Source organism: Acidithiobacillus sp. (genome assembly GCF_023256195.1).
Lineage (GTDB): Bacteria > Pseudomonadota > Gammaproteobacteria > Acidithiobacillales > Acidithiobacillaceae > Acidithiobacillus_A.
Window position 1 is genome coordinate 1 of the sequence record NZ_JAGDWX010000019.1, and the last position, 25,167, is coordinate 25,167.

24 protein-coding genes, 1 other RNA gene and 1 pseudogene are annotated in these 25,167 nt (G+C 62.8%); 5 read left to right on the forward strand and 21 right to left on the reverse strand.

Features of this window, described 5'->3' with window-relative positions; translation table 11 throughout:
- Window positions 1-550 precede the first annotated feature (550 nt).
- Window positions 551-1,066: a DUF3568 family protein gene (locus Q0C23_RS04165; protein ID WP_291511124.1), complete on the forward strand. Its 516-nt coding sequence runs from the start codon at window positions 551-553 to the stop codon at window positions 1,064-1,066.
- Window positions 1,067-1,088: 22 nt separating this feature from the next.
- Here the strand turns inward: Q0C23_RS04165 and Q0C23_RS04170 are convergent, their stop codons facing one another.
- From Q0C23_RS04170 to purH, 6 genes are read right to left on the reverse strand one after another with little or no spacing between them, the layout of a single operon-like run.
- A complete protein-coding gene (locus Q0C23_RS04170; RefSeq protein ID WP_291511125.1) occupies window positions 1,089-1,637 on the reverse strand; it encodes a GNAT family N-acetyltransferase in 549 nt (182 codons plus the stop codon).
- On the reverse strand, window positions 1,634-2,731 hold the full coding sequence (locus tag Q0C23_RS04175; RefSeq protein WP_291511126.1) for a quinone-dependent dihydroorotate dehydrogenase: 1,098 nt from the start codon (window positions 2,729-2,731) through the stop codon (window positions 1,634-1,636). Before Q0C23_RS04175 ends, Q0C23_RS04170 begins: the two co-directional genes overlap by 4 nt.
- A gap of 6 nt (window positions 2,732-2,737) precedes the next feature.
- Window positions 2,738-3,631, reverse strand: coding sequence for an oxygen-dependent coproporphyrinogen oxidase (gene hemF, locus Q0C23_RS04180; protein ID WP_291511127.1), 894 nt, complete (start codon window positions 3,629-3,631; stop codon window positions 2,738-2,740).
- Between the two features lie 2 nt (window positions 3,632-3,633).
- A complete protein-coding gene (locus Q0C23_RS04185) occupies window positions 3,634-4,194 on the reverse strand; it encodes an L-threonylcarbamoyladenylate synthase (protein ID WP_291511128.1) in 561 nt (186 codons plus the stop codon).
- Between the two features lie 4 nt (window positions 4,195-4,198).
- On the reverse strand, window positions 4,199-5,449 hold the full coding sequence (gene purD / locus Q0C23_RS04190) for a phosphoribosylamine--glycine ligase (protein WP_291511129.1): 1,251 nt from the start codon (window positions 5,447-5,449) through the stop codon (window positions 4,199-4,201).
- Window positions 5,450-5,458: 9 nt separating this feature from the next.
- The gene (gene purH / locus Q0C23_RS04195; protein WP_291511130.1) at window positions 5,459-7,024 is read right to left on the reverse strand and encodes a bifunctional phosphoribosylaminoimidazolecarboxamide formyltransferase/IMP cyclohydrolase; all 1,566 of its coding nucleotides are present in this window, start codon (window positions 7,022-7,024) and stop codon (window positions 5,459-5,461) included.
- Between the two features lie 365 nt (window positions 7,025-7,389).
- On the opposite strand from purH, the gene Q0C23_RS04200 reads away from it, so the two are divergent.
- On the forward strand, window positions 7,390-8,541 hold the full coding sequence (locus tag Q0C23_RS04200; protein WP_291511131.1) for an iron-containing alcohol dehydrogenase: 1,152 nt from the start codon (window positions 7,390-7,392) through the stop codon (window positions 8,539-8,541).
- A gap of 366 nt (window positions 8,542-8,907) precedes the next feature.
- Here Q0C23_RS04200 and Q0C23_RS04205 read toward each other — a convergent pair whose 3' ends face one another.
- The 15 genes and pseudogenes from Q0C23_RS04205 to mrdA all read right to left on the reverse strand — a co-directional run bounded on the left by Q0C23_RS04205 (window position 8,908) and on the right by mrdA (window position 24,335).
- A complete protein-coding gene (locus Q0C23_RS04205) occupies window positions 8,908-10,131 on the reverse strand; it encodes a type II toxin-antitoxin system HipA family toxin (RefSeq protein ID WP_291511132.1) in 1,224 nt (407 codons plus the stop codon).
- Window positions 10,128-10,439 carry a helix-turn-helix transcriptional regulator gene (locus Q0C23_RS04210; protein ID WP_291511133.1) on the reverse strand — a complete coding sequence of 104 codons (312 nt, stop codon included), beginning with the start codon at window positions 10,437-10,439 and terminating at the stop codon, window positions 10,128-10,130. The genes Q0C23_RS04205 and Q0C23_RS04210 overlap by 4 nt, the downstream gene beginning before the upstream one ends.
- A 329-nt stretch (window positions 10,440-10,768) precedes the next feature.
- Entirely contained in the window at window positions 10,769-11,632 is an 864-nt protein-coding gene (locus Q0C23_RS04215; protein WP_291511134.1) for a hypothetical protein, read from the reverse strand.
- A 2-nt stretch (window positions 11,633-11,634) separates the two neighbouring features.
- Complete coding sequence (locus Q0C23_RS04220) at window positions 11,635-14,388, reverse strand: hypothetical protein (protein WP_291511135.1); 2,754 nt, start codon at window positions 14,386-14,388, stop codon at window positions 11,635-11,637.
- The gene (locus Q0C23_RS04225) at window positions 14,388-15,002 is read right to left on the reverse strand and encodes a hypothetical protein (RefSeq protein ID WP_291511136.1); all 615 of its coding nucleotides are present in this window, start codon (window positions 15,000-15,002) and stop codon (window positions 14,388-14,390) included. The genes Q0C23_RS04220 and Q0C23_RS04225 overlap by 1 nt, the downstream gene beginning before the upstream one ends.
- The gene (locus tag Q0C23_RS04230; protein WP_291511137.1) at window positions 14,999-16,258 is read right to left on the reverse strand and encodes a hypothetical protein; all 1,260 of its coding nucleotides are present in this window, start codon (window positions 16,256-16,258) and stop codon (window positions 14,999-15,001) included. The genes Q0C23_RS04225 and Q0C23_RS04230 overlap by 4 nt, the downstream gene beginning before the upstream one ends.
- A 413-nt stretch (window positions 16,259-16,671) precedes the next feature.
- The gene (locus Q0C23_RS04235; protein WP_291511138.1) at window positions 16,672-18,384 is read right to left on the reverse strand and encodes a DUF262 domain-containing protein; all 1,713 of its coding nucleotides are present in this window, start codon (window positions 18,382-18,384) and stop codon (window positions 16,672-16,674) included.
- Window positions 18,385-18,489: 105 nt separating this feature from the next.
- On the reverse strand, window positions 18,490-18,954 hold the full coding sequence (locus tag Q0C23_RS04240; protein ID WP_291511139.1) for a type I restriction-modification system subunit M N-terminal domain-containing protein: 465 nt from the start codon (window positions 18,952-18,954) through the stop codon (window positions 18,490-18,492).
- Window positions 18,951-19,148: a hypothetical protein gene (locus Q0C23_RS04245; protein ID WP_291511140.1), complete on the reverse strand. Its 198-nt coding sequence runs from the start codon at window positions 19,146-19,148 to the stop codon at window positions 18,951-18,953. Before Q0C23_RS04245 ends, Q0C23_RS04240 begins: the two co-directional genes overlap by 4 nt.
- Window positions 19,136-19,741: pseudogene (locus Q0C23_RS04250) on the reverse strand (tyrosine-type recombinase/integrase); the annotation flags it as partial. The gene Q0C23_RS04245 and the pseudogene Q0C23_RS04250, both read right to left, overlap by 13 nt.
- A gap of 15 nt (window positions 19,742-19,756) precedes the next feature.
- Window positions 19,757-19,861 (reverse strand): Arm DNA-binding domain-containing protein, encoded by a 105-nt coding sequence (locus tag Q0C23_RS04255; RefSeq protein WP_291511141.1) that lies wholly within the window; start codon window positions 19,859-19,861, stop codon window positions 19,757-19,759.
- Window positions 19,862-20,077: 216 nt separating this feature from the next.
- Window positions 20,078-21,169 (reverse strand): redox-regulated ATPase YchF, encoded by a 1,092-nt coding sequence (gene ychF / locus Q0C23_RS04260; RefSeq protein WP_291511142.1) that lies wholly within the window; start codon window positions 21,167-21,169, stop codon window positions 20,078-20,080.
- A gap of 2 nt (window positions 21,170-21,171) precedes the next feature.
- Window positions 21,172-21,747: an aminoacyl-tRNA hydrolase gene (gene pth / locus Q0C23_RS04265; protein ID WP_291511183.1), complete on the reverse strand. Its 576-nt coding sequence runs from the start codon at window positions 21,745-21,747 to the stop codon at window positions 21,172-21,174.
- An 18-nt stretch (window positions 21,748-21,765) separates the two neighbouring features.
- On the reverse strand, window positions 21,766-22,395 hold the full coding sequence (locus tag Q0C23_RS04270; RefSeq protein ID WP_291511143.1) for a 50S ribosomal protein L25/general stress protein Ctc: 630 nt from the start codon (window positions 22,393-22,395) through the stop codon (window positions 21,766-21,768).
- Window positions 22,392-24,335, reverse strand: coding sequence for a penicillin-binding protein 2 (gene mrdA, locus Q0C23_RS04275; RefSeq protein WP_291511144.1), 1,944 nt, complete (start codon window positions 24,333-24,335; stop codon window positions 22,392-22,394). The genes Q0C23_RS04270 and mrdA overlap by 4 nt, the downstream gene beginning before the upstream one ends.
- A 76-nt stretch (window positions 24,336-24,411) precedes the next feature.
- On the opposite strand from mrdA, the gene Q0C23_RS04280 reads away from it, so the two are divergent.
- The 3 genes from Q0C23_RS04280 to ssrS all read left to right on the forward strand — a co-directional run bounded on the left by Q0C23_RS04280 (window position 24,412) and on the right by ssrS (window position 25,163).
- Entirely contained in the window at window positions 24,412-24,669 is a 258-nt protein-coding gene (locus Q0C23_RS04280) for a hypothetical protein (RefSeq protein ID WP_291511145.1), read from the forward strand.
- Window positions 24,662-24,973 carry a cell division protein ZapA gene (locus Q0C23_RS04285; RefSeq protein WP_291511146.1) on the forward strand — a complete coding sequence of 104 codons (312 nt, stop codon included), beginning with the start codon at window positions 24,662-24,664 and terminating at the stop codon, window positions 24,971-24,973. Before Q0C23_RS04280 ends, Q0C23_RS04285 begins: the two co-directional genes overlap by 8 nt.
- Window positions 24,974-24,982: 9 nt before the next feature.
- Window positions 24,983-25,163, forward strand: a non-coding RNA gene (ssrS, locus tag Q0C23_RS04290) — 6S RNA.
- Window positions 25,164-25,167: the final 4 nt, after the last annotated feature.

Consider the following 25,167-nt stretch of genomic DNA (forward strand, 5'->3'; position numbering starts at 1 on the left):
CAAAATCCGGTGGTGGTGACACCGTGTCGGTTCGAGTCCGACTCTCGGTACCAACAATTGGGGGCAGCGTGATCGCATTCGTGCGCAAAACATCTGGATGATCGCGAAAGAAGTCCAAGAAAGCAGCGCAGAATGCCGGGTAAAGAGCGCGTCGTTGGAAAAGTCCCTCTCGTAGGTGTCGATTCGAGGAAATTTCCGCATTTTTTCGAGTTTCGGGTGCGGTCGGAAAGGTCACCGGCCAAAGCTGCCAGCGCGCCCCGTTACACCGGTATCGTGTCTATGGCGATCGGCCTGGAGGCGGGTAGGGCCCCGGGGAAGCACAGACGCTCTCCCACATGGACGCCATTCTCCGGTATGCTATGATAATCGACGATTTATAATTGGGTTTGCTGATATTTTGTCGCTGTCGCTAGCTCGGAGCGGTGCTGCGGGGGTCGCGCAGCGGTGTCCGTGATGTCGGCCACCGATCCGTTTTTGGGCTGCGCTCCGATGCCGCCGGTGATTTTTACCAGCGAATGCGTCAACGCACGGCAGCCCTTGGGAGACAAGTATGCATACACGTTTTGGACGTCCTCGTAGAATTCTGCTGACTTTGGCGCTGCTCTCTACCCTGCCTTTGGGCGGCTGTGTGGCCCTCTTGGGCGTCGGCGCCGGTGGGGGAGCGGTGGCCTATGTCGAGAACGGTGGTGTGGCGAACTACTACGCCTTCTATCCAGTCTCGCTGAACTTGGCGAGTCGGGGGACGCAGGCCGCCTTTCAGCAGATGAACATCCGCTACAACGGAATGATTCAGAAGTCGGCCAATGAGGCCGTTATCGAGGGTACCACAGACCGCGGACAAACCGCGCGGGTGACACTCACCTCCATGGCGACGGACGTGACCAAAGTCAATATCCGCATCGGTACTTTCGGCGACAAGGCTCAGTCCTTGCAGTTCCAGCGTCTTCTGTCTCAGCAGTTGGGTGCGGCGGCCAGCGCCACGGCTCCCAGCGGCACGACGCCCAGTATGGGCAGCGCTGAGAACTCCGATCAGACGGCAGGGCAGGAGACCATACCGCTGCAGTGACGAAGGCCTCGGCAAGTACCGTCTAGCCGTCCGACTCCGGCAGGTTTTTCTCCAGAGCCATCAGTCGCAATCCCGTCAGCCTCGGTACGCCGTAGCGGGGATCCTGCGGGAAACTCCGGTAAATGTCTGTCGCACGGTACCCGCGACGGGCGTAGAAGGCGAGCAGCTCTGCCCGGCAGTCGATGACCCAGAGCCGCATGACACGGCTGCGCCAGCGGGCCCGCGCCTCTGCCTCGGCACGACTCAGGAGTTGGCTGCCCAAGCCTTTTCCCTGTCGATCGAGGGCTACGGACAGCATACCCGTCTCCGCTACCGCTTCACTGCAGTCCTGCAGATGACAGGCGGCGCAGATCCGTCCCGTCTCGCGCTCTTCCAGGAGCAGGAAAAAACCGGCTGGTGATTGCTGGAGCGCCTGCAACATCTCCAGATCGCAGCGCTGTCCGTCGATGATCTGGGCTTCCGTGGTCCAGGCCCGCGCCGCAGCGGCGGGACCGCGGTAGACTCCGTTGACGAGGGCTACCAGCGACGGCAGATCTTCCGTGCCGGCCAGACGTGCAACGACCGCCGTCATACCGGCGTAGCGGCCCATTGCGCGGCGCGCGTTCCCACCAGTGCGTCGATCTTTTCCACTCCGCGTGCCAGCAGCAGCTCCGGTAATTGCGTGGTGATGCGCCGGACCAGGCCGGGACCTTCGTAAATCAACGCGGTGTAGAGTTGAACCAGACTGGCACCCGCCTCTATCTTGGCCAGTGCGTCCTCCGCCGTGAATACGCCACCCACGCCGATGATGGGCAGCCGTCCGCCGCTGGCCTGATACAACTGGGCAATGATGCGATTGGCGCGCACCTTCAGCGGTTCGCCGCTGAGTCCACCGTTCTCGTGGGGTGCGGTCCAGTCGGCTGGCCGGCTCAAGGTCGTGTTGGTGGCGATGAAGCCGTCCAGCAGCGGTTCCGGCTCCTGCGCCAGGGCGGCCAGGGCGGCGACTTCGCTGGGCGCGAGGTCGGGGGCAATCTTCAGCAGCAGCGGCGGCTGGCGCTGCAGTTTTTGCCGTTCCTCCCGTAATTCCTGGAGCAGGGGGCGGAGATTGAGGGGATGCTGCAGTCGGCGTAGATCCGGGGTATTGGGGGAGCTTACATTGATGCTGAAATAATCGGCAAAGGGCCCCAATTGACGGATGAGCGCACGATAGTCGGCTACCGCGGCGGCCAGCGGCGTCTCGCGATTCTTGCCGATGTTGATGCCGAGGGGCACGGGCAGGCTGGGCAGGGCGGCCAGACTTGCGGCTATCGCTGTCGCTCCCCGGCTGGGGAAGCCCAGTCGGTTGATGACGGCACGCTGCTGGGGGTAACGGAAAACGCGAGGGCGGGGATTGCCGACCTGTGGACGCAGCGTGACGGTCCCAAGTTCCAGAAACGCAAAACCCATGCTGGCGAGACTGATGAGGGCCTCTCCCTCTTTGTCGAAGCCGGCGGCGAGTCCGATGGGGTGGGCAAAGTGCAGGCCCCACAGTTCCTGAGCTAGGCGCGGATCCACGGCTTGGGGCGGCCAGATATGTGCGCGGGTCTTGGGCATGGCATTGAGTCCGCACAGCAGACGCAGACCGAGCGCGTGCGCACGCTCCGGTTCCAGTAGGAAGAGCCAGGGTCGCCAGGATGCAAAGCCCACGGCGGCTTAGACCCAGTCCCGAGGGGTGAGGAAGTCGGTCTTGAGTCGGGCTTCTGGGCTATCCGGCTCGCCCTGCCAATCGTATTCCCAGGCCGCCAGGGGGGGGAGGGACATGAGGATGCTCTCGGTACGGCCTCCCGATTGCAGACCGAACAGCGTGCCACGGTCGTAGACGAGGTTGAATTCGACATAGCGACCGCGCCGAAGCAGCTGCCACTGACGCTCCCGCTCGCCATAGGGAGTGTTGCGACGGGTATCGGCGATGGGCAGCCAGCTGTCCAGGAACACACCCGCGAGATCCTGCCACAAGGCCTGGATGACTGCAGGGTCCCCGTTGAGGTCATCAAAGAAGATACCCCCCACCCCGCGCATTTCCTGGCGGTGGCGAATATAAAAGTAGCGGTCGCACCACTCCTTGAAGCGGGGATAGTAGCTGGGGCCGTGGCGATCGCAGGCGGTCTTCAGGGTGCGGTGAAAGTGGCGGGCGTCCTCCGCAAAGCCGTAGATGGGAGTGAGATCGGCACCCCCACCAAACCACCAGACGCTGCCGGCATTGAAAAAGCGGTAGTTCATGTGGACGATGGGGACGTAGGGATTGCGTGGATGCAGGACCAAGGACACGCCCAGAGCGGTGAAGGCCTGGCCCGCCAGTTCCGGTCGGTGGGCCGTGGCCGAGGGCGGCAGATTCTGCCCGAAGACCCGAGAGTAGTTGACCCCGCCCTTCTCCAACAGATCGCCTTCCTGGATGACCCGGGTGCGACCGCCGCCACCTTCGCCCCTCTCCCAGCGATCTTCTCGGAAACTGGCGCGGCCGTCGCGTTCTGCCAGAGTCGTACAGATGCGGTCCTGCAGATTCAGGAGGAAGGTCTCGAGGGTGTCCACACAGGGGATCTGGGTCACGGTCAACTCCTGAGTATGCGTCCGCTGGCAGCGTCCACGATGCGACTGGGCCGGCGCTGGCCACCCAGGCGGGCCGGCAAGGCCCAGACGCGTGCCCCGAAATATCGCCTTAGGGTGCGCAAATCCCGCGCAGCTTGCAAGCCCGAGGGATTGGCGCTGGTGGAGACGATGGCGCTGCCAAAGGACCGGCACAGACGTTGGCTCGCCTCGTGTCGGGTCACACGGATGGCGATACCACCGTGCCTGCCGCGCAGCCAGGGGGCCGCCGCCCTCGCCGCCGGCAGCACCAGGGTGGTACCGGGCCAGTAGCGGTCGAGGAGCTGTGCATCGACCGTCTCGAGCATGGCAAAACGGGCGGCCTGGATCCGCGTGGCGGCGATCAGCAGCACGCCCTTTCCCTGCGGCCGTTTCTTGAGCCCGAGTATGCGGCGCAAGGCACGCCGACGACGGGGGTCACAGCCAAGGCCCCACACTCCCTCGGTGGGATAGGCGATGACCTCGCCACGCCGCAGGCGCGCTACCGCTTGGCGCAGATCCTGACGGCGTGGGTTGCGGGGCAGCATCGATTCAAGCGCGTGCGCGCCAGCCGATGTCGCGGCGAAACTGCATCCCGGGCCAGGAGATCTGCTGGACGATATCGTAGGCGCGCCGCTGCGCCGCGGCGACATCAGCGCCGAGCACGGTGACACCCAGTACCCGCCCGCCCTGGGTGTAGGTGGTCCCGTCCCGCTCGCAGGTGCCGGCCTGGAAAATCTTGCTGTCGGCGGGCAGCGCTGCTGGCAAGTGGATGGCGTCCCCTGTCCGCGGCGCATCGGGGTAGCCTGCGGCCGCGAGCACGACACAGAGAGCGGTGCGCGGATCCCATTGGATCTGCGGCGGGAGCGGTTCGCCGCGGGCCGCCGCCAGCAGGAGCGGATAGAGGTCGGAACGCAGCCGCAGCATCAGGGGTTGCGTTTCCGGATCCCCCAGGCGGCAGTTGAATTCCAGGATGCGGGGTCCGTCCCGGCCAATCATGAGGCCCGCATAGAGGAAGCCGCGATAGGAAATGCCCTCGGCCATGAGTCCGCGCGCCGCCGGCACCATGATCTCTCGTCGCACGCGCTCGGCCATGTGGGGATCCAGTACCGGCGCCGGCGAGTAGGCCCCCATCCCGCCGGTGTTGGGGCCCTGATCCCGGTCCAGGAGGCGCTTGTGATCCTGTGAGCCGGCCAGCCCCAGAACCTGCCCGTCGGCGACGATGGCGATATAGCTCGCCTCCTCACCCTCCAGGAACGACTCGATGAGGATGGGGCCCTGGCGGAGGAATTTGTCCACGGCCTGCTCTGCCTCGCTGCGGCTGCTGGCTACCACCACTCCCTTACCCGAGGCCAGACCATCGGCCTTGACGACGATGGGCAGGTCCTGCTGGCGCAGGAAGGCGCGGGCTGCGTCGAGCTCGGTGAAGCGGCCATAGGCGGCTGTCGGCAAACCGTGCCGGGCCATGAAAGCCTTGGCGTAGAGTTTGCTGCCTTCCAGGCGGGCGCCATCGGCGTTAGGGCCAAAAACCGCAACACCCGCACGGCGCAGGCGGTCCGCAACCCCGGCCACCAAGGGCGCCTCGGGACCGATCACTACCAGGGAGATGGCAAGCCGGTGCACCGCCTCGACGAGGCCTGTGTGGTCGTCGCTGGCCAGATGCAGGTTCTGCACCTTGGGCTCATGAGCCGTGCCCGGATTGCCGGGGGCGCAGAATACACGCTCCACTTGGGGCGACTGTGCGAGTTTCCAGGCGAGGGCGTGTTCCCGCCCGCCTTGACCCAAAACCAGGACGCGATCCATGGCCTGCTCCTAACCGTGGCGGAAATGACGGACCGAGGTGAAGACCATGGCGATGTCTGCTTCGTCGGCAGCGGCGATGACTTCCTCGTCGCGAATGGAGCCGCCCGGCTGAATGATGGCGCGCACGCCAACGGCAGCGGCGGTGTCGACGCCGTCCCGGAAGGGGAAGAAGGCATCGGAGCCCAGTACCGATCCACGCAGATCGAAACCCAGTGCCTTCGCCTTCTCCGCGCCACAGCGGGCGGCATCGACGCGACTCATCTGGCCGGCGCCGATACCCAGGCTCTGCTTCTGGGCGACATAGACGATGGCATTGGAGCGCACGTGGTGGGCAAGGGTCCAGGCAAAGGCCAGATCATCCAGCTCCTGCGGGCTGGGCGCGCGGCGGGTGACGACCCGCCACTCCTCCGGTGGCTCGCGGCGGATGTCGCGATCCTGTACCAGCAGTCCGCCACAGACCCGCTTGAAATCCAGGCCCGGCTGTTGCCAGGGGCGAATGTCGGGGATGCGCAGCAGGCGTAGATTCTTCTTTCCCTGGAGCAGTTCCTGAGCGGAAGGGTCCAAGTCCGGGGCCAGAATCACTTCCACGAAGACACCGGCAAAAAAGGCGGCGGAATCTGCATCCAGCGGACGATTGCAGGCGACCACACTTCCAAAGGCCGACACGGGATCGGCGGCCCAGGCCCGCTGAATGGCGCTGTGGAGAGTGTCGCCCAGGGCCACCCCGCAGGGGTTGCCGTGCTTGACGATGACGCAGGCGGGAGCGTCGAATTCAGCAATGAGAGCGAGAGCTGCGTCGCTGTCGCTCAGATTGTTGTAGGAGAGCTCCTTTCCCTGAGATTGCTGGAGGGCAGCCAGACCTGTGGCCTCGTCCTCGCGATAGAAGGCGGCGCGCTGGTGCGGATTCTCGCCGTAGCGCAGTTCCTGCACCTTGTGCAGCTGCAGGGTCAGAACTTGCGGAAAGCTTGCGGTGGCACCGTCGCTGCCCTGGCGGGACAGGTAGTCGGCGATGGCTCCATCGTAGCGGGCGGTGTGGGCGAAGACCTTGGTCGCCAGCTGAAAACGCAGCTTGGCACCCACGCCGCCTTGACTCGACGCCATTTCCTGAAGGACGCGCGGGTAGTCCTCGGGGTCCACGAGGACGGTCACCCCCTCCCAGTTCTTGGCGGCTGCGCGCAGCATGGTGGGACCACCGATATCGATCTGTTCCACGGCCTGCGCCAAGGTCACATCGGGCCGTGCCACCGTCTGCGCGAAAGGATAGAGGTTGACGCAGAGGAGGTCGATGGGCGGGATGTCCTGCTCCGCCATCTGCTGCTGATGGTCGGCGTCGTCGCGTCGCGCCAGCAGACCGCCGTGGATGCGTGGGTGCAGCGTCTTGAGGCGGCCGCCCAAGAGTTCCGGGAAGCCCGTGTAGTCGCTGACGTCGATGACGTCGAGTCCGGCCTCGCGCAGGGCGAGGGCCGTTCCTCCCGTAGAGAGGATCTCGACCCCGAATTCGCGCAACTGCCGAGCAAAATCCACCACGCCGCGCTTGTCCGACACACTGATGAGTGCGCGCCTGATTTCCCCCATGTTCGTCCTCTGCGATAGCGTCGCCTGGGGCAAGGGCTCCAGCGACGATGGAATTAAAAAAGGTACGATCAGGAAACCTGTCGTACCCAAACCTCCTGATGGAGGGAGCGTTCACTTCGATGCGGCCTGAGCCGATCGGATGGATGAATAGTAGCCGAGAACGCGGGGCGGCGCAATGGCCCGACGGCGATTACCGTGGGCACCTGTGCTCCGAGTCTTGGGGGTGCCGCGGAATCTAAGGGACGATCCATTTTGCAGAACCGACCGGTTGGTATATATTGGCTACCTTGAGTTGGCGGCCTTGGGGCGCCCGGCCAGGTTTTCCGTGCGAGCGCATCTCGCACCTCAGATATTGCGGAGGTAGCATGCAGAATTTTTCCTTCTACAACCCGACAAAAATCCTCTTCGGCCAGGGTCAGATTGCAGCTCTGTCCGAGGAATTGCCCGCTGGTGCCAAGGTTCTGCTCACCTACGGCGGCGGCAGCATTCACCGCAATGGTGTCTACACCGAGGTCACGGCAGCGTTGTCCGGTCATGCCGTCGTGGAATTCGGCGGTATCGAGGCAAACCCGCGGTTCGAGACACTGATGCGCGCCGTGGAACTGGCGCGTGCCGAGCAGGTGGATTTCATCTTGGCCGTCGGCGGTGGTTCCGTCATCGATGGCAGTAAGTTCATTGCCGCCGCCTTTTATCACGAGGGCGATGCTTGGGCCATTCTGGCAGACCATGCCCCAGTGCGGCAGGCCCTGCCCCTGGGCACCGTCCTTACCCTGCCGGCGACGGGCTCAGAGATGAACGCCTTCGCCGTCATCACCCGGGCATCGACCCACGAGAAGTTGCCCTTCAGCAGCCCGCTCGTCTATCCGCGTTTTTCGGTCCTGGATCCAAGCAAGACCTTCACCCTGCCGCCGAGGCAGATCGCCAATGGCGTGGTGGACGCCTTCACCCACACCGTCGAGCAGTATCTGACTTACCCCGTGAATGCCCCCCTGCAGGATCGTTTTGCCGAGGGCATCCTCCAGACCCTGATCGAGGAAGGACCGAAGACGCTGCGGAACCCTCAAGATTACGATGCCCGGGCAAACATGATGTGGTGCGCCACCATGGCCCTCAATGGTCTCATCGCTGCGGGTGTACCACAGGACTGGGCCACACACATGATCGGTCACGAGATCACCGCCCTGCACGGTCTCGACCACGCGCAGACTCTGGCAGTGGTGCTGCCGGCGACGCTGCAGCGCCAGCGCGATGGCAAACGCGACAAGCTCATCCAGTACGGGCGTCGGGTCTGGGGCCTCAGCGGTGAGGACGATCGCATCATCGATGAAGCCATCGCCCACACGCGCAGCTTTTTCGAGTCCCTGGGCGTCAAGACGCATCTGCGGGATTATGGAATCGGCGCCGACGCCATCCCAGCCCTGGTGTCGCAGTTGGAGAAGCACGGCATGGTCCAGCTCGGGGAGCGTGGCGACATCACGCCGCAGCGCAGCCGGGAAATTCTGGAACTCTGCGCCTGAGCAGCGCTCTTGCCGTCTGCTGGACACGACCTGCACGGCCCGGAGTCCTGCTCCCGGGCGTGCCCCGATGCGCCTCGACGGCGAGAAGGCGCAAGGCGGCAGTGGGGATCGATAGCCGATAGCGCCGCTTGCGTTCCAGCTTATATTCGGTGTTCTTATATCCAGTGCCCTAGTCTTCCCCGGGGGTTCAGACGACCTCCAGGAAACGACGCGGCAACTCAGATGTTGAACAGCAATTGTGGCCGCAACTCATTGAGTAAAAAGTTCGCTATGCTGATCCGTCAAAAAATATACTCATGTTTGTACTCAAAAAAACAGTCGTGAGTACGTTCAACCGTGATCTGGCGCCATTGCGGCGGCTCGAATTCAGCGTTCCATGCGCCGGCGACAGGCGTCAACGGTGGATTTTATCTGTTGCGCCAGCATCTGCCTAATTGGAGCGCGCTCAAGCCGCTCACCCAATGAGCTTGCCTGCAGCAACATCCGGTCGATGACCTCTTCCGCCCGTTTCGTTGGGACGCCTCCTTCGTCCGCCAGACGCAATAGATGCCGGCGTTCGATGGCGGTACCTTTGCCGCAAACGTCCAGGTGATGCTGGCCCATCGGGCCTTCACTGAAGGTCAGATCGAATGCCGGTGCCAGACGCCAGCGCCGGTCAGGCCCGAGACGCCAGGCGAAGTTCTTGGGATGGTCGTCCCGGTTGTGGAAGAGCACATTGAAGACGGCTCGTGCGTAGGCCTTCTCCACTTCGCGCTCGTCGCGCGTCAGGAAACGGGTAACACGCAGGAAGGCGGTGTAGTCGGTGGCACCGGGCAGGCGAAAATCCACTTGCAACAATCCAGCCAGACTGTGCACCGGGACGCGTTGCCCCCCCTCCCGGTCGAAGCGCGCGACGCCGAAGGCGGCCAGTTCGGGGCCAAGGTCGAACCAGCGACTTTCGGGCACTTCCAGTCCGCAATCCCGAGCCAACTCGGCATAGAGTTGCTCGATGACGCAGACCTCCTTGTGTTCGTTCTGCGCCGGAAACTTGACCAGCCAGGGACTGCCGGGCGCATCCGGACGGGTGCTGACTTGCCCGGTCGCTGCGTCGTACTGCACTAACGCTTTGGGTCGGGCCCCTTGCGGCGAGCCGCCGGTGAGCGCGAGTTCGCGCAGGGCGACACTTGCCTCGCCCGCGAGCGCGAGACGGCTTTGCTCGGCCAGCGCCAGCAAGGACCAGTCGGGCTCCCGGATGTCGGCGTCGCTTGCCGGAACGAAGCGTAACGCGCCCATCGCGCGCTCACCAATGAAGGCCAGCCGGTCCAGTGGCCCGGGATGGCGCAAGCCGTGTTGACGGAACAGGCGATCCATCAGCAGCAAACCCCAGCCGTCCGGCAGACTGTCGGCGATCAGGCCCGGAAGGCGATGCAAATGGGCCGGAAAACTTCCGTAGGCATCTGCACGCAGCTTGAGGTGCAAGGGCGACAGTTCCAAGCCCTGAGACAGGGCTTCGGGAGAATATTCGAAAAGCAGGGATTGACCGTCATCGGCCAAGCGTCCCAACCGCCAGTCTTCTCCCCAGCCGCAATAATGCACGGTAAGCAGCTTCATGATGCCTTCTTGCGCGGCGCACGCTTGCGGCGGCTGACAAGGTCCACCTGCTCCATCTGGGCGATGGATTGCCGCTTGAGCACGAAAAGATCGTCCAGCGCCTCCAACAAACCAAGCGCCTGCACGACGTGGACCAGCGTTTCCAGCGAGCATTGGCCGTCGCTTTCGAGTTTGCGCAACGCCCCCAACGACAGTCCGGCCATTTGCGCTAGTTCACGCTGCGTGAGCGACTGGGCAAGTCGCTGCTCGCGCAGACGAGCCCCCAGTTCCTGCAGGATCTCAGCGGAAGTCGAGAGATGAAAAATCATTTTTATGATCCTTGATTACTAAAAAATATTATAAGTGACATTATAGTGTACTTTATCTGTTCTTGAAAGCAGATGGCTGCGATAGCTACTGCGAGCGATCAGGCAGTGACTGTTAATCAGCACGCAACGTCCTCTTGGCGCTGGCGGAACAGGCCGCAGCGGACGTGGGTGGCGAAGAACTGCTGGAGGGACTGATGTTTCACCTGACAGAAGCCGTTGGTAGCAATGCCGCCTCGCCGCAAGGTTGGCAGCGGCTGGAGCCGATTCTGAGACAGGCTCTGGAAGCGGGCATGCCCCCAGGCGACATTGCACGCTTAATCGAAAGGCACCTACAGAACAGATAGCCAGACCGCTTCCTGTTCGAGCGCCAGTCCGGATCGGCGCATTTGTTCGGTTAACGGGCCCAGATAATCAGGTAACTGCAGAGCAGCACTGGTGAACTCTCGAAACGTATCCTGCCATAGCCGCTGGCTGCCATAGCGTGCCAGCTTGCTTTGCCAGTCGGGCATCAGCCAGCATTCGCAAACATCGCCCAGCTGTGCATAAAGCCGCGCGAAATTGGCCAGCCCCACACCGTCATAGTCCGGGAACAGTACGACACGGCTGGCACGCGGACGCTGCCCCAGCCAAGCGAGAAGCCGGCCATCGAGCTGTCCGCCGTAGTACAGCACGGTGGCTTGCGTTCCCACTGGCAGCCAGTCCGTGCGGTCAAACAGCGCCTGGTTCTCCACCAGCCAGAGCGGCTGCTCGCTTTGCCAGGTGTCTCTCGTTTCGATGCGCAGGCTGGCAGCCCCGAAGCGGTGCGTGAGTTGGCTGAGTGGTAGTTCGTTCCTGTGTTCGCCTTGCTGCCAAAGTACCTTTTCACCAACGGCCTTGAGCAAGGGGTAGTAGCGCTCATGCTGATGATTGCGCGCTTTGCTGTCGCGGGCATGGGCGATATGTTGCGCCCGCAGCGGCAGGTCGTCCGCGGCCAGTATCCCGACCTCGGGGGAGAGTGCGCTCAGATGGATATCGAATAGTCGCGGATCGCTGACACGGTAAACATCACCGCGCCCCTGACGCTGGCAGATTACCGCTCCTGTCTGCCGGGCAAAGCGATCCAGAGCGCGGCGCTGAACGGCGGTGAAATGGCTGGCCGGCAGGGTTTGTTGGCCATGCAGCTTGAGCAAGGCTGCGCGCAGGGTTCGATCCATATTCAGGCATCCAGCGGTTCGATGACCTGCCAGCTACGGCGGCTGATCTGGTTGCTACCGTTGCGCGTGTGAATTGGCACACAGTAGCGCACGGTCGTCAGCGGCGCGGGCGAGGCAAAAATCAACGAGAAACCGAACTCCGCCGCCGTCTCGATCAGGCTGCGCTGATTGCGGGCGTCCAGGGCCAGTGCCTCGTCCAGGTAGCAGATGCCCTGGATGGGGCGACGCTGATCCTGCATCAGATGCAGCATCGCCAGCCCCGTCACCAGTTTGGCCATCAGCACGGTGCCATTGGAGGCGGCACTGTCGAGGTCATCGAAGGCTTCCGGCTCGCGATCTGCCTTGCCGACCCAGAAGCGCAGGCGAAACAGGTCGGCCACACGCAGGCCATGGCGGGCGTTACCCTCTTCGATCAGCAGAGTCTTGGCGCGATTGAGTTGATCATCTTCGAGCACGCTCTGCTGGTTGAACAGTTCGAAGGTTTCGCCACTGTCCACCCTGGCGGCGGTACTGATCAGCAGCTGAATGGCCTCGACCAGAATGGTTTCGTCTTCGGGTTCGATCTTGAACACGGCCAGATCGGAAAGTTGCCGGCCGCTGATCTTGCGGTTGAACTCGCGCATCCGGCGCTTGAAAGCAAACAGGCCGTCGCGCAGTTCGCGCAGGCCGGCGGCCACATTCACCACCGCCGAGCGTACTTTTTTTTCCAGGGCTTCGGCTTCCTGCGCCAGGTGATGGGCGAATTCAACGAGTCGAACAATCTCGCTTTCCGGTTCGCCGACAAACTGATACTTGGTCAATCCGCCGGTATGGATTTCACCCAGCAGATGGCGAATCTGCTCATCCAGCTCCAGCAACTGGCGACAGTCGGTCAGATAGGTCTGCAGCCGTTCGGCCAGTTGTTCCGGCGCGAACTCGGGCTGGGCCAGCCAGGGGTGGTGTGGCAGCTCGGCCAGCCAGGTGAAGGGGCCTTCGTGGTCGATGCGCTGATGACGGCGTTGCTCGATCTGCTGGTGTTGCTGCTGCAGGTTCGCCAAATCCTGCTGACGTTGCTGACGCTGCTGATCCAGTGCGTAGTGCCGCTGTGCCGACTGGGCCAAATGGGTGCCGAGTTCTGCGAGCCTTCCCTCCAGTGTCTGCAGCCGCGTCTTGCGCTCGGCCTCGCTCTGCTGCAGATCCTCCATCTGCGCGTAGTCTCGCAGTTCGGCATCCAGCTGTGCCAGTTGCTGCTCCAATGTCTGGCGCTGTTGCTTGACCTTCTCCAGGGCTTGGGCGGTGGCCAATTGTTCTTGCAGTTGAGCCTGCTGTTGCTGTAACTCCTGCTGCAATTCACCCAGTTCCGCCAGGGTCCGTTGCTGATACTGTGCCGGCAAGCCTTTCAGCCGCAGTTGCAGGCCAGGAAAATTGAGTTGCCCAGCATTGGTATCGGCCAAAGCCGCAAGCAGTGCCTTGTCGTCGAGTTGAAAGTCCTCTGTGCCCAAGGTCAGAACTGGCCTGGCCAGCACCTTGTTCAGCGCGTTGAGTTGTTCCGTAGATACGACACTGGCCAGTTGCTGAAAGAGGTTCTGCCCCTGGGTGCGCGACTCCTGATCCAGCTGCGCGGATTCCCGTTTGATCCGCGCCAACTCGCGCTCGATGGCCGCTGGCGTGCGGCTCTGTGCCTGGCCGATCCGTACGACCAACGCATCCCGTTGCGTCAGCAACTCGTGGCGGCGCGCCTCCAGCAGGGCGCGGTCGGAGATCAAGGCAAAACGCTGCTGCAACGCACGCAACTGTTCGCTTTGTTGGCGGAGCTGCTTTTGTTCCAACTCGCACTCTTTTTTCTCGCCAGCCGACTGCATATCCTGTTCGCGCAGGCGCTGTAGCTCGACATCGCACTGCGCCAACTCATGCTGCAAGGTTTGCTGGCGGGTCTCGTAATGCTGTTGCCACTGACCCAGTGCCGTGTCGATCAAGGGGCGCCAGCATAGCAATTTGCCGCGCAAGACCAGGCGGGCTTCCTGCTTCTGCTCCAGTTCGCCCAAGGAGGCTTGCAGCCGCACGGCGGCCAAGTACTGGCTGCGCTCGGCGTTGAGGTCAGCAAACGCCTTGTCCCATTCCGCCTTGAAGTCGATGCTGGCATCCGGCAGGTCGCGGCGGAAAATCTGCAGCAGATAGTCTTTCACCTCGCTGGAGCACAGCTTGTCTAGGCGCAGCGTGCGGGTGAGCACACGCTGGAAGACGCTGGCGTCACCGGCGTGCTCCAGCCGGAAAACGCAGAAATCCTGCTGACTGGCGAGCTTGCGGCTGCGCCCGCCATAGATCATGTCGGCGAATTCGCTACTGCTGTAGCTGAATACCCGGCGCCCAAAGCTCGCCAGATGGCTAGCCAGCTGCGGTTGTGCCACCAAGTTGCCATCCTGCAGGCAGAACTCTTCGACCTCCAGCGGCCCAGCATAGGCGAAATACTCGTACTCGAAGCTCACCCCTCTGCCCACGCATCCCAGCACCACGGTGCCGGACTCCGGCAGCGACACCTCCAGCAGCACATAGGCGCTGTTGTTGGGGAAATAGAAGCGCCGGCTCTTATCCACATCGTGCGCACCAAAATCCATGCGGCGGCGGTCGATGATCAGCAGAAACTGCAGGGCATTGATCAGGCTGGTCTTGCCGGTATTGTTGGGCGCCACCAGAGAGACCGCACCATCGAGCGGCAGCTCGGCGCGCGAGTATCCGGCACTCCCCAGCAGGACCAAACGTTGGAAACCGTACTGCATCAGGTGTTCTCCTCGTCGTCTGGTGCATCCGCAGTCCAGTCCTCCGCTGCCGGCGTGCTCTCTTCGTCCCCATCGGTCTTGGCCGTCAACGCCAGGCTTTCGAAATGATCAAGGTAGCGACATACAGCGGGCAGCAGTCGCCAGCCTGTCGGCTCGGCCACGGCAAAGCCGAGGTTGCAGGCGCGACCCAGCAGCTCCAACAGAGCGTCGGGGTTGAGGCCCTCGGCATCCAGCAGGTCTTGCTGTTGCTTGTAGACCTCGGCCAGCCAGGCGCTGTCGATCAGCCAATCGGTAAAGCGCTGCAGGGCCTTGCCGGCGCTGGCCTGGGCATCGAAGATCACCATGAACAGCAAAGCCAGCTGGCGGCTGATCTTGCCGATGTTGCTGTTGGCCTCGCTGTTGTGAAACCAGGCAAAGCCCCTGGCATCCAGGCGCAGTTCGAATCCCAGCGCGGCAAACAAGCTGACATAGCTGGTCTCGTGCTGTTCCAGCTCCGCCCACAGCGCGGGCTCGGCCACGCGGTTCAGGTGTTTGCCGGAGAGAAACAGGCGGAACAGCTCGGCCAATGCCGGCATCTGTGATAGCGCGGCTGCCAGAGCGTGTCGGATCGTCATTGCGGGATACGCACGCGGTGAGGGTGATGCAGGACGCGAATCGTCTGCAACGTGGTTTTTTCAGGCCGGCTGGCGGCCTCGAAATGCCAGCCGGGCTCATGTTGCAGGTCATGGAACAGGCGCAGCAGGGTGGCATCCTGCAGGTGGGCGTAATGGCGGTGCAGCCAATCGAGCAGATTTTCCACAGGCAGGCTGCGGGCCAGATGCGCGCGAATAGCGGCTTCGTCCACCTGCTCCAGCAACGGAACGTCATCGCCGGGCTCATCCTGCGGAAAGGCCACCGCCTGTGGCTGGTATTGGCGCGCGACAGCCATGACCGTCCGTACCTCATCACCCAGTTGCAGTTTGAATCCGCGCTCATTGCGCCAGACGGGGAGTGCGGTCTTATCCGCCGGGCGCGACAGTGCGCGACGCAGGCCGCGTTTGCGCACCTGCCCCAGCAGCAGGCTAATGGCACTGGTCAGTGCGTTGTGCTGACGCAGCTCTTCGCGCAAGGGCAGCAATGTGTCGGCGCACTGTTGCGCCACCAGCCGGCCAAAGCGCCGCAGCTCCTTGGCCTGGTGTGCCACCTGACGTAACTGCAGGCGATGTAAGTACAGTGCGCCCTGCACCGACAATTGCTCTAGGCTCAAGTCGAGCGCACGCTCTGCTTCTTCCAGATAGCGGTAGAAGGTGCCCTGCGAGCCGCTGTCCATCATCTGGTTCATCGGCTCCACATAATGATCGTAGGCTTCCAGAACCTGGCGGTAGCGCTGGCTGATCGGCATGCTGCTGTCGACGCTTTTGGCGTTTTCCGCCAGCTCAAAGAGCGCGTGCCGGTCCTGATCGAGCTGCAGACTGATCTGGCGGAAGAGTTCTGCCAGCTTGTTGGCGGCTCCGCGCACGCGATCCATGTCGGCCCCGAGCATCCCTTCATTGAGTGCTTCGGTGGCTTCACGGATCGCAGCAACACGCGCCTGCAGTACGGCAGCCAGGCCCAGTTCATGTTCACGGGTGAGGCCGCGCACGAACTCCAGCACGTAGGCATTGAGCTGCAGATCGCTGCTGCGCGGCAAGGTTTGCAGGATGTCCGCATTGACCAGGGCACGCAGCACCGCGCCCTGCGTTTCGGCATCCCGTTGCCCGGATACCTTGGCAATACCGTTCAACACCTGATCGCTGGTCAGCACGGCAAACTCGCGCGACAGCCGCACCAAAAGCTCCACGGTGTCCCAATGGGTGTAAAGCGCGTAGACCAGCGAGCGAGGGTTGGCCATGTCAGTTCAGTCTCCCTCCACCGAGCAGGCATGCCCTGTGCGGCATGCTCTCATCCGCCAGCCGCACAGGGCGGCAACCCGGCGCATGGCCGCAGCGGCGTTTCATACGGTGCAGGCTGGACGCATCGACCATTCGTTGTCCCCACGCCGCCGCGCCCGATTTCTGGCGAAATCGAGCCCAGCGGCCACATTCTTTGTGCTCTCGCGAGCCACCACAAAGAATGTGCTCATCGTGCTGGGGACAAGCGACTTTTGGGCTGCGTCCCGGCCGGAATGTGTCAGGCATGGTGGCAACACTGTGTGCACAAGGTGGCGTCAATGTGGTGAACAGCGTGGCAACATTGTGTTGAACATGTCGGCAGCATTGTGGCGACATGTGGGTCACAGTGTGGCAACAAGGTGGCGCTGACAGCTCAAGCGGTCGCATGGATGAAAGCATTCAGTGCCGCCGCGATGCGTTTACGGCGCTCTTGCAAGAACGCCTTGTAGTGATCCAGTGCCAGCAGTTCCTCCTCCACCGGGATGCACTGTGCGGCGAATGGTGCTGCACCGTGCTGCGCCACCAGCGGCAACAGGTAGGTCACAGGCGCTTTGTCGCTGATCGCGCGATTGGTCTTGCCGCCGATGAAAGCCAGGTTGGCGATGTCGTCGGCCTCGCGAGGGGTGTAGCTGCCGCGCAGCAATGCCTTGGGGAAAATGTGATGAAACTGCAAGCGGTGCTGACTGCCTGAGTGGTCCAGAGCAATGGCCAGGTGGCTGCGCCAATCCTTGGCACCTGCCGCACGAAATGCCAGGAACATGGTCTTGAACAGCGCACTGCGCTGGTTGCGCCCCTCCAGCTCTTCCGGCGTGATGTCAAGGCGGCCGAACTGCAGACGCAACCGGTCGATCAGTTCATTGACGCCGCCGCCATTGCGGATGGTCGCCAAATCCTGATCCAGAATGGTCTCACTGGAACCCCGCGAGAAACGGCCTTTGGCATTGGCGGCCAAGGCCCAGTAGCGCAACTGCTGCGCATCTTCCGTTCTGAGGGTATAGTCGCGGCGGTGTCCAAAGTAGGCCAGTACCACCAGTAAGAAGGGCGATGACAGCAAGGCAGGGCTGTCGATACCCAGATTGCTGCGTGTGAAATTAAGGGCAAATTCCATCCCCTCGCAGGCTTCTTTCCACGCTTGCTGCAGTACGTCCAGGGTCAGGCTGCCGACGGTCAGAAAACGGGATTGCCCGGTGGCAAAGGCCATCAAATTCTTCAGGTGCAAACCCAGATCAAGCTCGAAGCCGTTCTGGGCGCAATTACTCTGGAAGTCCAGGAAGGTCTGCAGCGAGTGCCGCCATTTGGCCGTGATCTGCGCCAGAGCCAGATCGGAGCTGCGCAGCTTGGCGCCCAGCGAGTTGACCCGTACAAAGATTTCCGTGACCTCGTCGTAGGACAGCGTTCGCTCCAGCACGTCCATGCGGTACACGTACTTGCGGATGCCGCGTAGCCGGGCTAGGCGCTGGCTGTATTTCTCGTAGCGTGGATCATCAAAGCCACTGATGCCCGCACGTTTGAGGAAAGGCGCATCGCTGTCGGTCTTGAAGACTTCGGATACCTTCACCCACTGCGGCAACTGCTCCAGCTTCCGGGTCGCCACCACGAAGGTCATTTTGTTGAAGCGCGTCAGCAGTTCGTCCTCGCTGGCGTCGGCCTCGTCGCCGCCTAGCTCGCTTTCCTCATCGACTTCGGCGTCACCGCCGTTCTCATCCACTTCGGTCACGACGGCCAGTTGGTCGGGATGCTCCAGATTGAACAGCAAATCGATGGGCCGACGGCGACCGCGCACCGACACCGGCTCGCCACGAATGACGGCAGATAACGAGGTCAGACGCTGTTGTCCATCGAGCAGCAGGCGGGTGCTCTGATAAGGGTTATTGCTTTGGCTGACGGCGAAGCTTTGCAGGGGCACGGCCTCATCGGTTTCCCACAGCAGGATCGCTCCCGAGGGATAGCCCCGATACAGAGAGTCGAGCAAGTCGCGCACGCGCGTGGAGCGCCAGACATACTGCCGCTGCATTTCCGGTAAGCGCAGCTCACCGCGCTCGATCATCGAGACCAGTTCTTCAACGCTGGCTTCAGCCTTGGCCATGGTGCTTCCTTATCCTCTCAATCTCATTCAACTGCTGCGGGCGGCTCGGCAGCGGGGATGACCAGCAACAGCTCGGAGTCATCCACTAGCCTGTAAAACGGTCGCTTACCGGACAGTCGTTTGAGGTGTCCTGACAATAGTGGACACTATCGCTTCAAGCGGCTGACCTCCAGGAGGACTGGGCAAAGACAGCCGGTCCTTGTTCGACCAATGGGCATCGCCGAACACGCCGTACAGGGTGTCGGGGTTGGCTTTCTCAATCTCGCGCATTGCGCGCTGAAGGGCCGTCCCGAAATTGCTGGCCTTGGTGCGAACATCGTTCCAGTGGCAGTCTTCCGGGATCTGGAAGCGGTGGGACTCCGGAAACCAGGCCAGCTGCTCATTGCCGGTCTCATCAACAATCTCCTGGTACTCTTCGTCCCAGACGTCGCAGATGCGCTTGAAGAACAGCAGCGGGAAGATGTAGGTCTTGAAGTCGGCCGCATCCACCGTGCCGCGCAGGATGTTGGCGGATTCCCAGAGGTGGCTTTCAAGCTGACCGAGGGTGATTGTCGAGGCTGCTTGCGTCATCTGGATGGCGTGCTCTTGACTGGCGTTTTCGCGAGGCCATCGGCGTGCAGATTGTGCGCGCCGGCGTACTCCAGCACCAGGATTTCGATCATCGAAGCCACCGAGCGACGCTCGCGGTCAGCCGCCAAGCGCAAAAGCTGCTTGATCTCAGCGGAGGTGCGGATGGAGAGGGTTTCGTTCTTCAGGCGTGACATGGAAGCGTCTCGTCAGTGATAACACGCAAATGTACTGCATTTTGCCCCACCTCGCCATGATTCTCTTCAGGGCTGGATTCCGTGCTTGAGGCTGCTCGATGACGCGGTACCTTAGCGGCGGTCGGCTTTACAGGGCGCTCCGCGCGCACCGGCCAAACCGGATCGCTGTCGGCTCGCAAGGTGGCGACGGCGAACTCGAACACGGCGGACATGGTGCGCCGTACCTCGGCGGCAACCGTGGGCGCGCCACGCTTTGCTGTTTTCTGCAGGATATCCAGAACATGGGCTTGCGTTATTTCGCGAACCGGCATGCTGCCGAAACTGGGGAACACCACGCGCTCCAGCATATCCAGACACCGGTTCTTGGTGACATCTTCCCAGTCCTTTGTCTGAAGCCACTCCTTGGCGACGATTTCGAAGATGTTTTTTGCTTCGCTGGCTTGCCGGATGCGGTCGAACTGCCTTTGCTGGGCGGGATTGATGCCTTGCTTGACCAGTTTGCGTGCGGCCTCGCTGCGTTCCCTGGCTTCAGAGAGCGTAACGGCAGGGTATTCGCCTAGCGCAGACATGCTGGCCTTGCCATCCAGTGTGAAGCGGTGTCGCCAAGCCTAGACTCCGTTGGGCTTGACTTCGAGGTAGAGCCCGCGCTGGTCATTCAAGCGGTAGAGCTTCTCCTTGGGCTTGGCGTTGCGGCAGTGCGTGTCTGTAAGCATGGTGGCTGACTCCTTGTCATGGCGACAGCGTCACTATGCTCACTTATTCGCACATCCTCCAATGGTTGTACTCACCAGCGTACTCAGGCATGCTCTGGCTGTTCGGGAAACACGAAGCAGCGCCATGAAACAAGAAAACCGCCCAACTGCTCGGTTTTATTGGGATTTCCAACTTTCCTAGTGTTTTATGAAACATCAGGAAAACGGCTCGGCGACTCAGACATTGAAGCGGAAGTGCATCACGTCGCCGTCGCGGACGCGGTATTCCTTTCCTTCCAGCCGCATCTTGCCAGCTTCACGGGCGCCCACTTCGCCGCCGTAATGGATGAAATCCTCGAAGGCGATGACCTCGGCGCGGATGAAGCCGCGCTCGAAGTCGCTGTGGATCACTCCGGCAGCCTGAGGTGCCGTGGCGCCGCGCGGGTAGGTCCAGGCCCGCACTTCCTTCTCGCCAGCGGTAAAATAGGTTTCCAGCCCCAGCAGGGCATAAGCGGAGCGGATGATGCGATTCAGACCCGGCTCTGCGAGGCCCAGATCCTGTAGAAACTCCCGCTGCTCGGTTTCGGGAAGCTCCGCCAATTCCGCCTCTATGGCGGCGCAGACGGGCACCACCCGCGCTCCACGGGCACCGGCCCATGCCTCCAGCGGCGCGCGCCAGGGGCCATCTTCCAGCTGATCCTCGTGGACATTGGCTATCACCAGCATGGGCTTGGCGCTCAGAAGGCAGAGCGGCTGCAGGCGCAGACGTTCCTCTGCATTGAGGCTCAGGCTCGCCGCTGGTTGGCCGCTGTCAAGGTGGGGTTGTAGTTTCTGCAAGAGCGCAAGCTCCGCCCGCGCCTCTGCCTGTCCACCCTTGGCCTGTTTCTGCACGCGCTGCTGCGCCTTCTCGACGGTGGCAAGGTCCGCCAGAATCAGCTCCGTCAGTACGACCTCGAGGTCGGCGATGGGATCCACGCGACCCTGTACGTGCACCACGTTGTCGTCTTCAAAGCAGCGGGTCACCAGGGCGATGGCCGCCGTCTCGCGGATGTGGGCCAGAAACTGGTTGCCCAGTCCCTCACCCTCCGCAGCCCCGGCCACCAGCCCGGCGATGTCGACGAACTCCATGGTCGCCGGTACCACCCGCTGTGGTTTGACGATGGCCGCCAGAGCCTGCAGGCGCTCGTCCGGAACCTCCACGATCCCGACATTGGGTTCGATGGTGCAGAAGGGATAATTTTCCGCGGCGATGCCGGCCTTGGTGATGGCGTTGAAGAGGGTGGACTTGCCGACATTGGGCAGACCGACGATACCGCAGGCCAGGGACATGGTCAGGACTCCAGAGTGTGCAGACGCTGTTGGGCCGCGTCGCTGCGGCCTTGGAGGAAATCCGGCAGGACCGCAAGGGCGCGGTGGATGGCTGCGTCGACCTGCTCGCGATCGTCGCGATCCGGCGCACCCAGTACATAGGCGACCACGCGGTCTTTATGTCCGGGGTGACCGATACCGAGACGCAGACGCCAGTAGGCCGCGGTTCCCAGGGCGCGATCCAGATCGCGCAGCCCGTTGTGCCCCCCGTGTCCGCCGCCGAACTTCAGACGCGCTGTCCCCGGCGGCAGATCGAGATCGTCGTGGGCGACCAAAATCCTTTCCGGGGGAATCCTGTAGAAAGCGGCGATGGCCTGTATCGGCCCACCGCTGCGGTTCATGAAATCCTGGGGCTGGCAGAGCACGAGACGCTGGCCGGAAGCCGAACATTGTGCGAGCTCCGCCTTGAAACGCGCTTCTCGGAGCCACGGACTGCCAGCCTTCTCGGCCACGGCGCGCACGAACCAGAAGCCGACATTGTGGCGGGTGTGGGCATACTCCGCGCCAGGGTTGCCGAGACCGGCCAGAAGCCAATCCACAGCCATGACGAGGGCGCGTCACTCGCCTGCGGCAGGCGCGCCTTCTTCGCTCTCCTCATCGGCTTCCGCTGCCGTGCGGGCGCTGTGCACCGAGACGACTTCCTTGTCATCGTCGTGACCCAAGGGGATCAGCTTTACCCCAGCAGGCACGGCAATCTGGGACAGATGGATGCTTTCGCCGACCTGCAGCTGGGCGATGTCGACGACGATGGCCTCAGGCAAACGGCCCACCGGCGCCTCTACCTCGACCTCCACCAGGGCGCGATGCAGCACGCCACCAGACTTCACCCCGACGCAGGTAGCTTCGTTTTCGAGGTGGATGGGGACGTGCAGGGTCACGCGCTCACCGGCATGGACCCGGAGAAAATCCACGTGCAGCACTTCCTCCTTGTAGGGGTGCATTTGCAGATCCCGGATGAGGGCGGTTTCCTTGCGATCGGGAAATTCCAGGGTAACGACGTGCGTAAAGACGCGCTCGTCCGCCAGGAGTTTGCGCAGAACACGGGCTTCCAGGCTCAGGGGACTGGCGGGCTTGCCGTCACCATAGAGCACGGCCGGCACTTGCCCGTCGCGGCGCAGGCGACGGCTGGGACGACGACCGTGGCCATCGCGTTCCTGGGCGGGAATGGAAAACTGGACTTCTGTCATTGTTTGTACTCCTGTGATGAGCCGAGAGCGGGGCGAGGGTCGACAGCACCTTTCTCCCCTTTGGAAAGGGCGGAACTATAGCCTTGCGCTGCCCCTTTGACAAGCTGTGCTGTCGCCCGGACCGTGCTCGTGGCGGTGGTTGTGGGCGGCGCCAGATAGGACTGGATCACCGCCCGCGCCACGGGCAACGCCTGCCAGGCATTGTGTCCGCCGTTTTCCACGACCACGGCGACGGCAATCCTGGGATGGTGCACCGGCGCCCAGCCGATGAACAGGGAGTCGTTGTTGTAGATGGTCCGACCGTTCTTCCGACCCATGGGGACCTGTGCCGTGCCGGTCTTGCCGGCAATGGAAATGCCGGGGATCTGGATGCTGCGACAGGTGCCCGACTGGACGCAGGCCTCCATCCCCAGACGCACGGCATGCAGGGCTGCGGGCGCGATGTGCAGGTTTTCTGCCTTGGCCTGGGGGATGGGAATCGCGGTGCCATGGTGTGGGCTCACCAAGGCCTTGCCGACCTGGGGCTGCACCAACCAGCCGCCGTTGGCGATGGCCGACACGGCACGTGCCAGCTGCAGCGGCGTCACCAGTAGATACCCCTGGCCGATACCCAGGATCACGGAATCGCCGGTATACCAAGAGGCGTGCAGATGCGCCCGCTTCCAGGCGGGAGTCGGGACGAAGCCGCTGGAAGCGCCGGGAAGATCCACACCGGGCCGATGGCCGAAGCCAAAGCGCCACAGGGTCTGGTCCTGCATGCGGATGCCCATTTTCACGGCGAGCTTGTAATAGAAGACGTCCACCGACCAGGCCAGGGCCTTGGTCAGACCGGTTTCGCCAAAGCCGCCGCGGTTCCAGTCCCAATAGGTGTGCCCGCCCAACTGAAAGTTGCCCGGGCAGTAGGTGTGATAATCCGGGGGAATGACCCCTTGCTGCACCGCTTCGATGGAGAAGAAGGGCTTGGCGCAGGAGCCCGGTGGGTACAGACCATCGTCGGCGCGGTTCACCAGCGGCCGTCCCGGGTTCGCCAGCAGGCTCTGCCAGTGCGCGGCGCTGATACCGTCCACGAACCAGTTGGCATCGAAGCTGGGGCTGGTGACCATGGCCAGCACCGCGCCGTTGTTGGGGTTCAGCGCAACCACGGCGCCGCGGTACTGGTGACTTTCCAGGGCTGCGGCGGCGGCCTCCTGGACCCGCAGACGCAGATGCGTGACCAGCTTGTCGCCGCTGACGGGGGGTTGCTCGTGCAGGGTACCGACCTGCATGCCCTGGGCATCCACCTCTTTGATCTCATAACCCATTTCGCCACGCAGCTGGCGCTCGTACTGGCGCTCCAGTCCCGCTTTGCCGATGTAGTTCCGTCCCAGGTAGCTGCGTGCATGAAAGTGCTGCAGATCGGCCGCGGTGATGGGGCCGACGTAACCGACCACGTGGGAGAAGAGGGCGCCATAGGGATAGTGACGGTGCAGCACGGCCACCACCCGTACTCCCGGGAAATCCTCACTGCGCACGGCCAAGCGGGCGATCTGCTGGGGATCGAGACCGGTCTTCAGCAGCACCGGGTCAAAATCCGGCTTTCCCGCCCGCCGTTTGGCAAAGTTGGCGAGATCCTCCGGCGACAGCTGCAGGAGCTCCTGCAGCCGGACCAGGGTTGTGGCCATGTCCGGGATTTCATCGGGGATGAGCTGGACGGCGTAGGTCGGACGATTCTCCGCCAGCACCTCGCCGTGGTCGGCGACGATAAGGCCACGGGCTGGTGCCACGGGCGCCAGGGCCACGTGGTTGTCGTGGGCGAGACGACGAAAGCGGCCATAATGCCAGACTTCCAGATACAGCAGTCGCAGGAGGACCGCCACCAACAGCAGCAGCATGACGGCGGCCGCCAGCCACAGGCGATTGCGAAAGTGATGGGCCTTGGGAAAGGGTTCGGCAGGGGACATGACGCTGGGCGGACTCCGATTGCAAAAGCCGGGAGGGCTCCGTACACTCGAAGCGTCCGACGCCCTGGGAGCTGACGTGCTGGAGCCGCGATTCGAAACCCTCTTTGCCGATCTGGAACGTATGCTAACCGATTATCGGTCCTTGCGTCGCCAGCTGCCAGAGCAGGGCTCCGAGCGCCAGGTGCTGCGCCACCTGCAGCGGCAGGTGCAAGGTCTGGAGGCGGAAAACATCCTGCTGCGCCAGCGTCAGGAGCTGGTGTGTCAGCGCCTGGGCGAACTCCTGGGTCAGATCGAGGTCTGGGAGGACTCCGAGGATGGCGAACTTCGTGGCTGAGCCATCCCCACCCATGGTCTCCGTAGATGCCCAGCTGCTGGGTCAGCACTACCGCGTTGCCTGTCGTCCCGAGGAGCAGGCACTGCTGCGTGAGGCCGTCGCCTTGCTGCAGAAGCGGCTGGCGGAGGCAGGTCAGCAGGCCACCCGTGGGGTCAGCAAGGAGCGCCTGACGCTCATGGTGGCCATGAACCTGGCGGCGGATCTGTTGCGCGCCGAGGAGGCCCGTGCCGAGCAGTCGGCTACCCTGGAGGCCGTGGCCCAGCGCCTGCAGGCCTTGGTTGACATGGGTAGGGGCGAGGAGTAGCTTCGAAGTTGCTCCCTGCGGGGCACGTGTGGCCGAGATGATTCCTGAACCAACATTGTCTATCCAGGGGATCCCCAGTCATCACCGCGGTGTGCCGCTCCCTTGCGGAGTAGCCTGAAGCGGTGTGTGGATTCCCACCTGAACATCAGGTTCCTGGGATAGCGGGCTATACGACCCAGGCGGGGAGTCTTCCT

Bases quoted from the DNA above. Each gene is read 5' to 3' on its own strand.
- Q0C23_RS04230 (WP_291511137.1), bottom strand. From the start codon at position 16,258: ATGGCCAACCCTCGCTCGCTGGTCTACGCGCTTTACACCCATTGGGAC.
- Q0C23_RS04205 (WP_291511132.1), bottom strand. From the start codon at position 10,131: ATGAAGCTGCTTACCGTGCATTATTGCGGCTGGGGAGAAGACTGGCGG.
- Q0C23_RS04200 (WP_291511131.1), top strand. From the start codon at position 7,390: ATGCAGAATTTTTCCTTCTACAACCCGACAAAAATCCTCTTCGGCCAG.
- ychF (WP_291511142.1), bottom strand. From the start codon at position 21,169: ATGTCCCTGGCCTGCGGTATCGTCGGTCTGCCCAATGTCGGCAAGTCC.
- Q0C23_RS04170 (WP_291511125.1), bottom strand. From the start codon at position 1,637: ATGACGGCGGTCGTTGCACGTCTGGCCGGCACGGAAGATCTGCCGTCG.
- Q0C23_RS04240 (WP_291511139.1), bottom strand. From the start codon at position 18,954: ATGACGCAAGCAGCCTCGACAATCACCCTCGGTCAGCTTGAAAGCCAC.
- Q0C23_RS04215 (WP_291511134.1), bottom strand. From the start codon at position 11,632: ATGGATCGAACCCTGCGCGCAGCCTTGCTCAAGCTGCATGGCCAACAA.
- Q0C23_RS04185 (WP_291511128.1), bottom strand. From the start codon at position 4,194: ATGCTGCCCCGCAACCCACGCCGTCAGGATCTGCGCCAAGCGGTAGCG.
- Q0C23_RS04255 (WP_291511141.1), bottom strand. From the start codon at position 19,861: ATGCTTACAGACACGCACTGCCGCAACGCCAAGCCCAAGGAGAAGCTC.
- Q0C23_RS04165 (WP_291511124.1), top strand. From the start codon at position 551: ATGCATACACGTTTTGGACGTCCTCGTAGAATTCTGCTGACTTTGGCG.
- Q0C23_RS04210 (WP_291511133.1), bottom strand. From the start codon at position 10,439: ATGATTTTTCATCTCTCGACTTCCGCTGAGATCCTGCAGGAACTGGGG.
- Q0C23_RS04225 (WP_291511136.1), bottom strand. From the start codon at position 15,002: ATGACGATCCGACACGCTCTGGCAGCCGCGCTATCACAGATGCCGGCA.
- Q0C23_RS04270 (WP_291511143.1), bottom strand. From the start codon at position 22,395: ATGACAGAAGTCCAGTTTTCCATTCCCGCCCAGGAACGCGATGGCCAC.
- Q0C23_RS04245 (WP_291511140.1), bottom strand. From the start codon at position 19,148: ATGTCACGCCTGAAGAACGAAACCCTCTCCATCCGCACCTCCGCTGAG.
- purD (WP_291511129.1), bottom strand. From the start codon at position 5,449: ATGGATCGCGTCCTGGTTTTGGGTCAAGGCGGGCGGGAACACGCCCTC.
- Q0C23_RS04220 (WP_291511135.1), bottom strand. From the start codon at position 14,388: ATGCAGTACGGTTTCCAACGTTTGGTCCTGCTGGGGAGTGCCGGATAC.
- mrdA (WP_291511144.1), bottom strand. From the start codon at position 24,335: ATGTCCCCTGCCGAACCCTTTCCCAAGGCCCATCACTTTCGCAATCGC.
- purH (WP_291511130.1), bottom strand. From the start codon at position 7,024: ATGGGGGAAATCAGGCGCGCACTCATCAGTGTGTCGGACAAGCGCGGC.
- Q0C23_RS04235 (WP_291511138.1), bottom strand. From the start codon at position 18,384: ATGGCCAAGGCTGAAGCCAGCGTTGAAGAACTGGTCTCGATGATCGAG.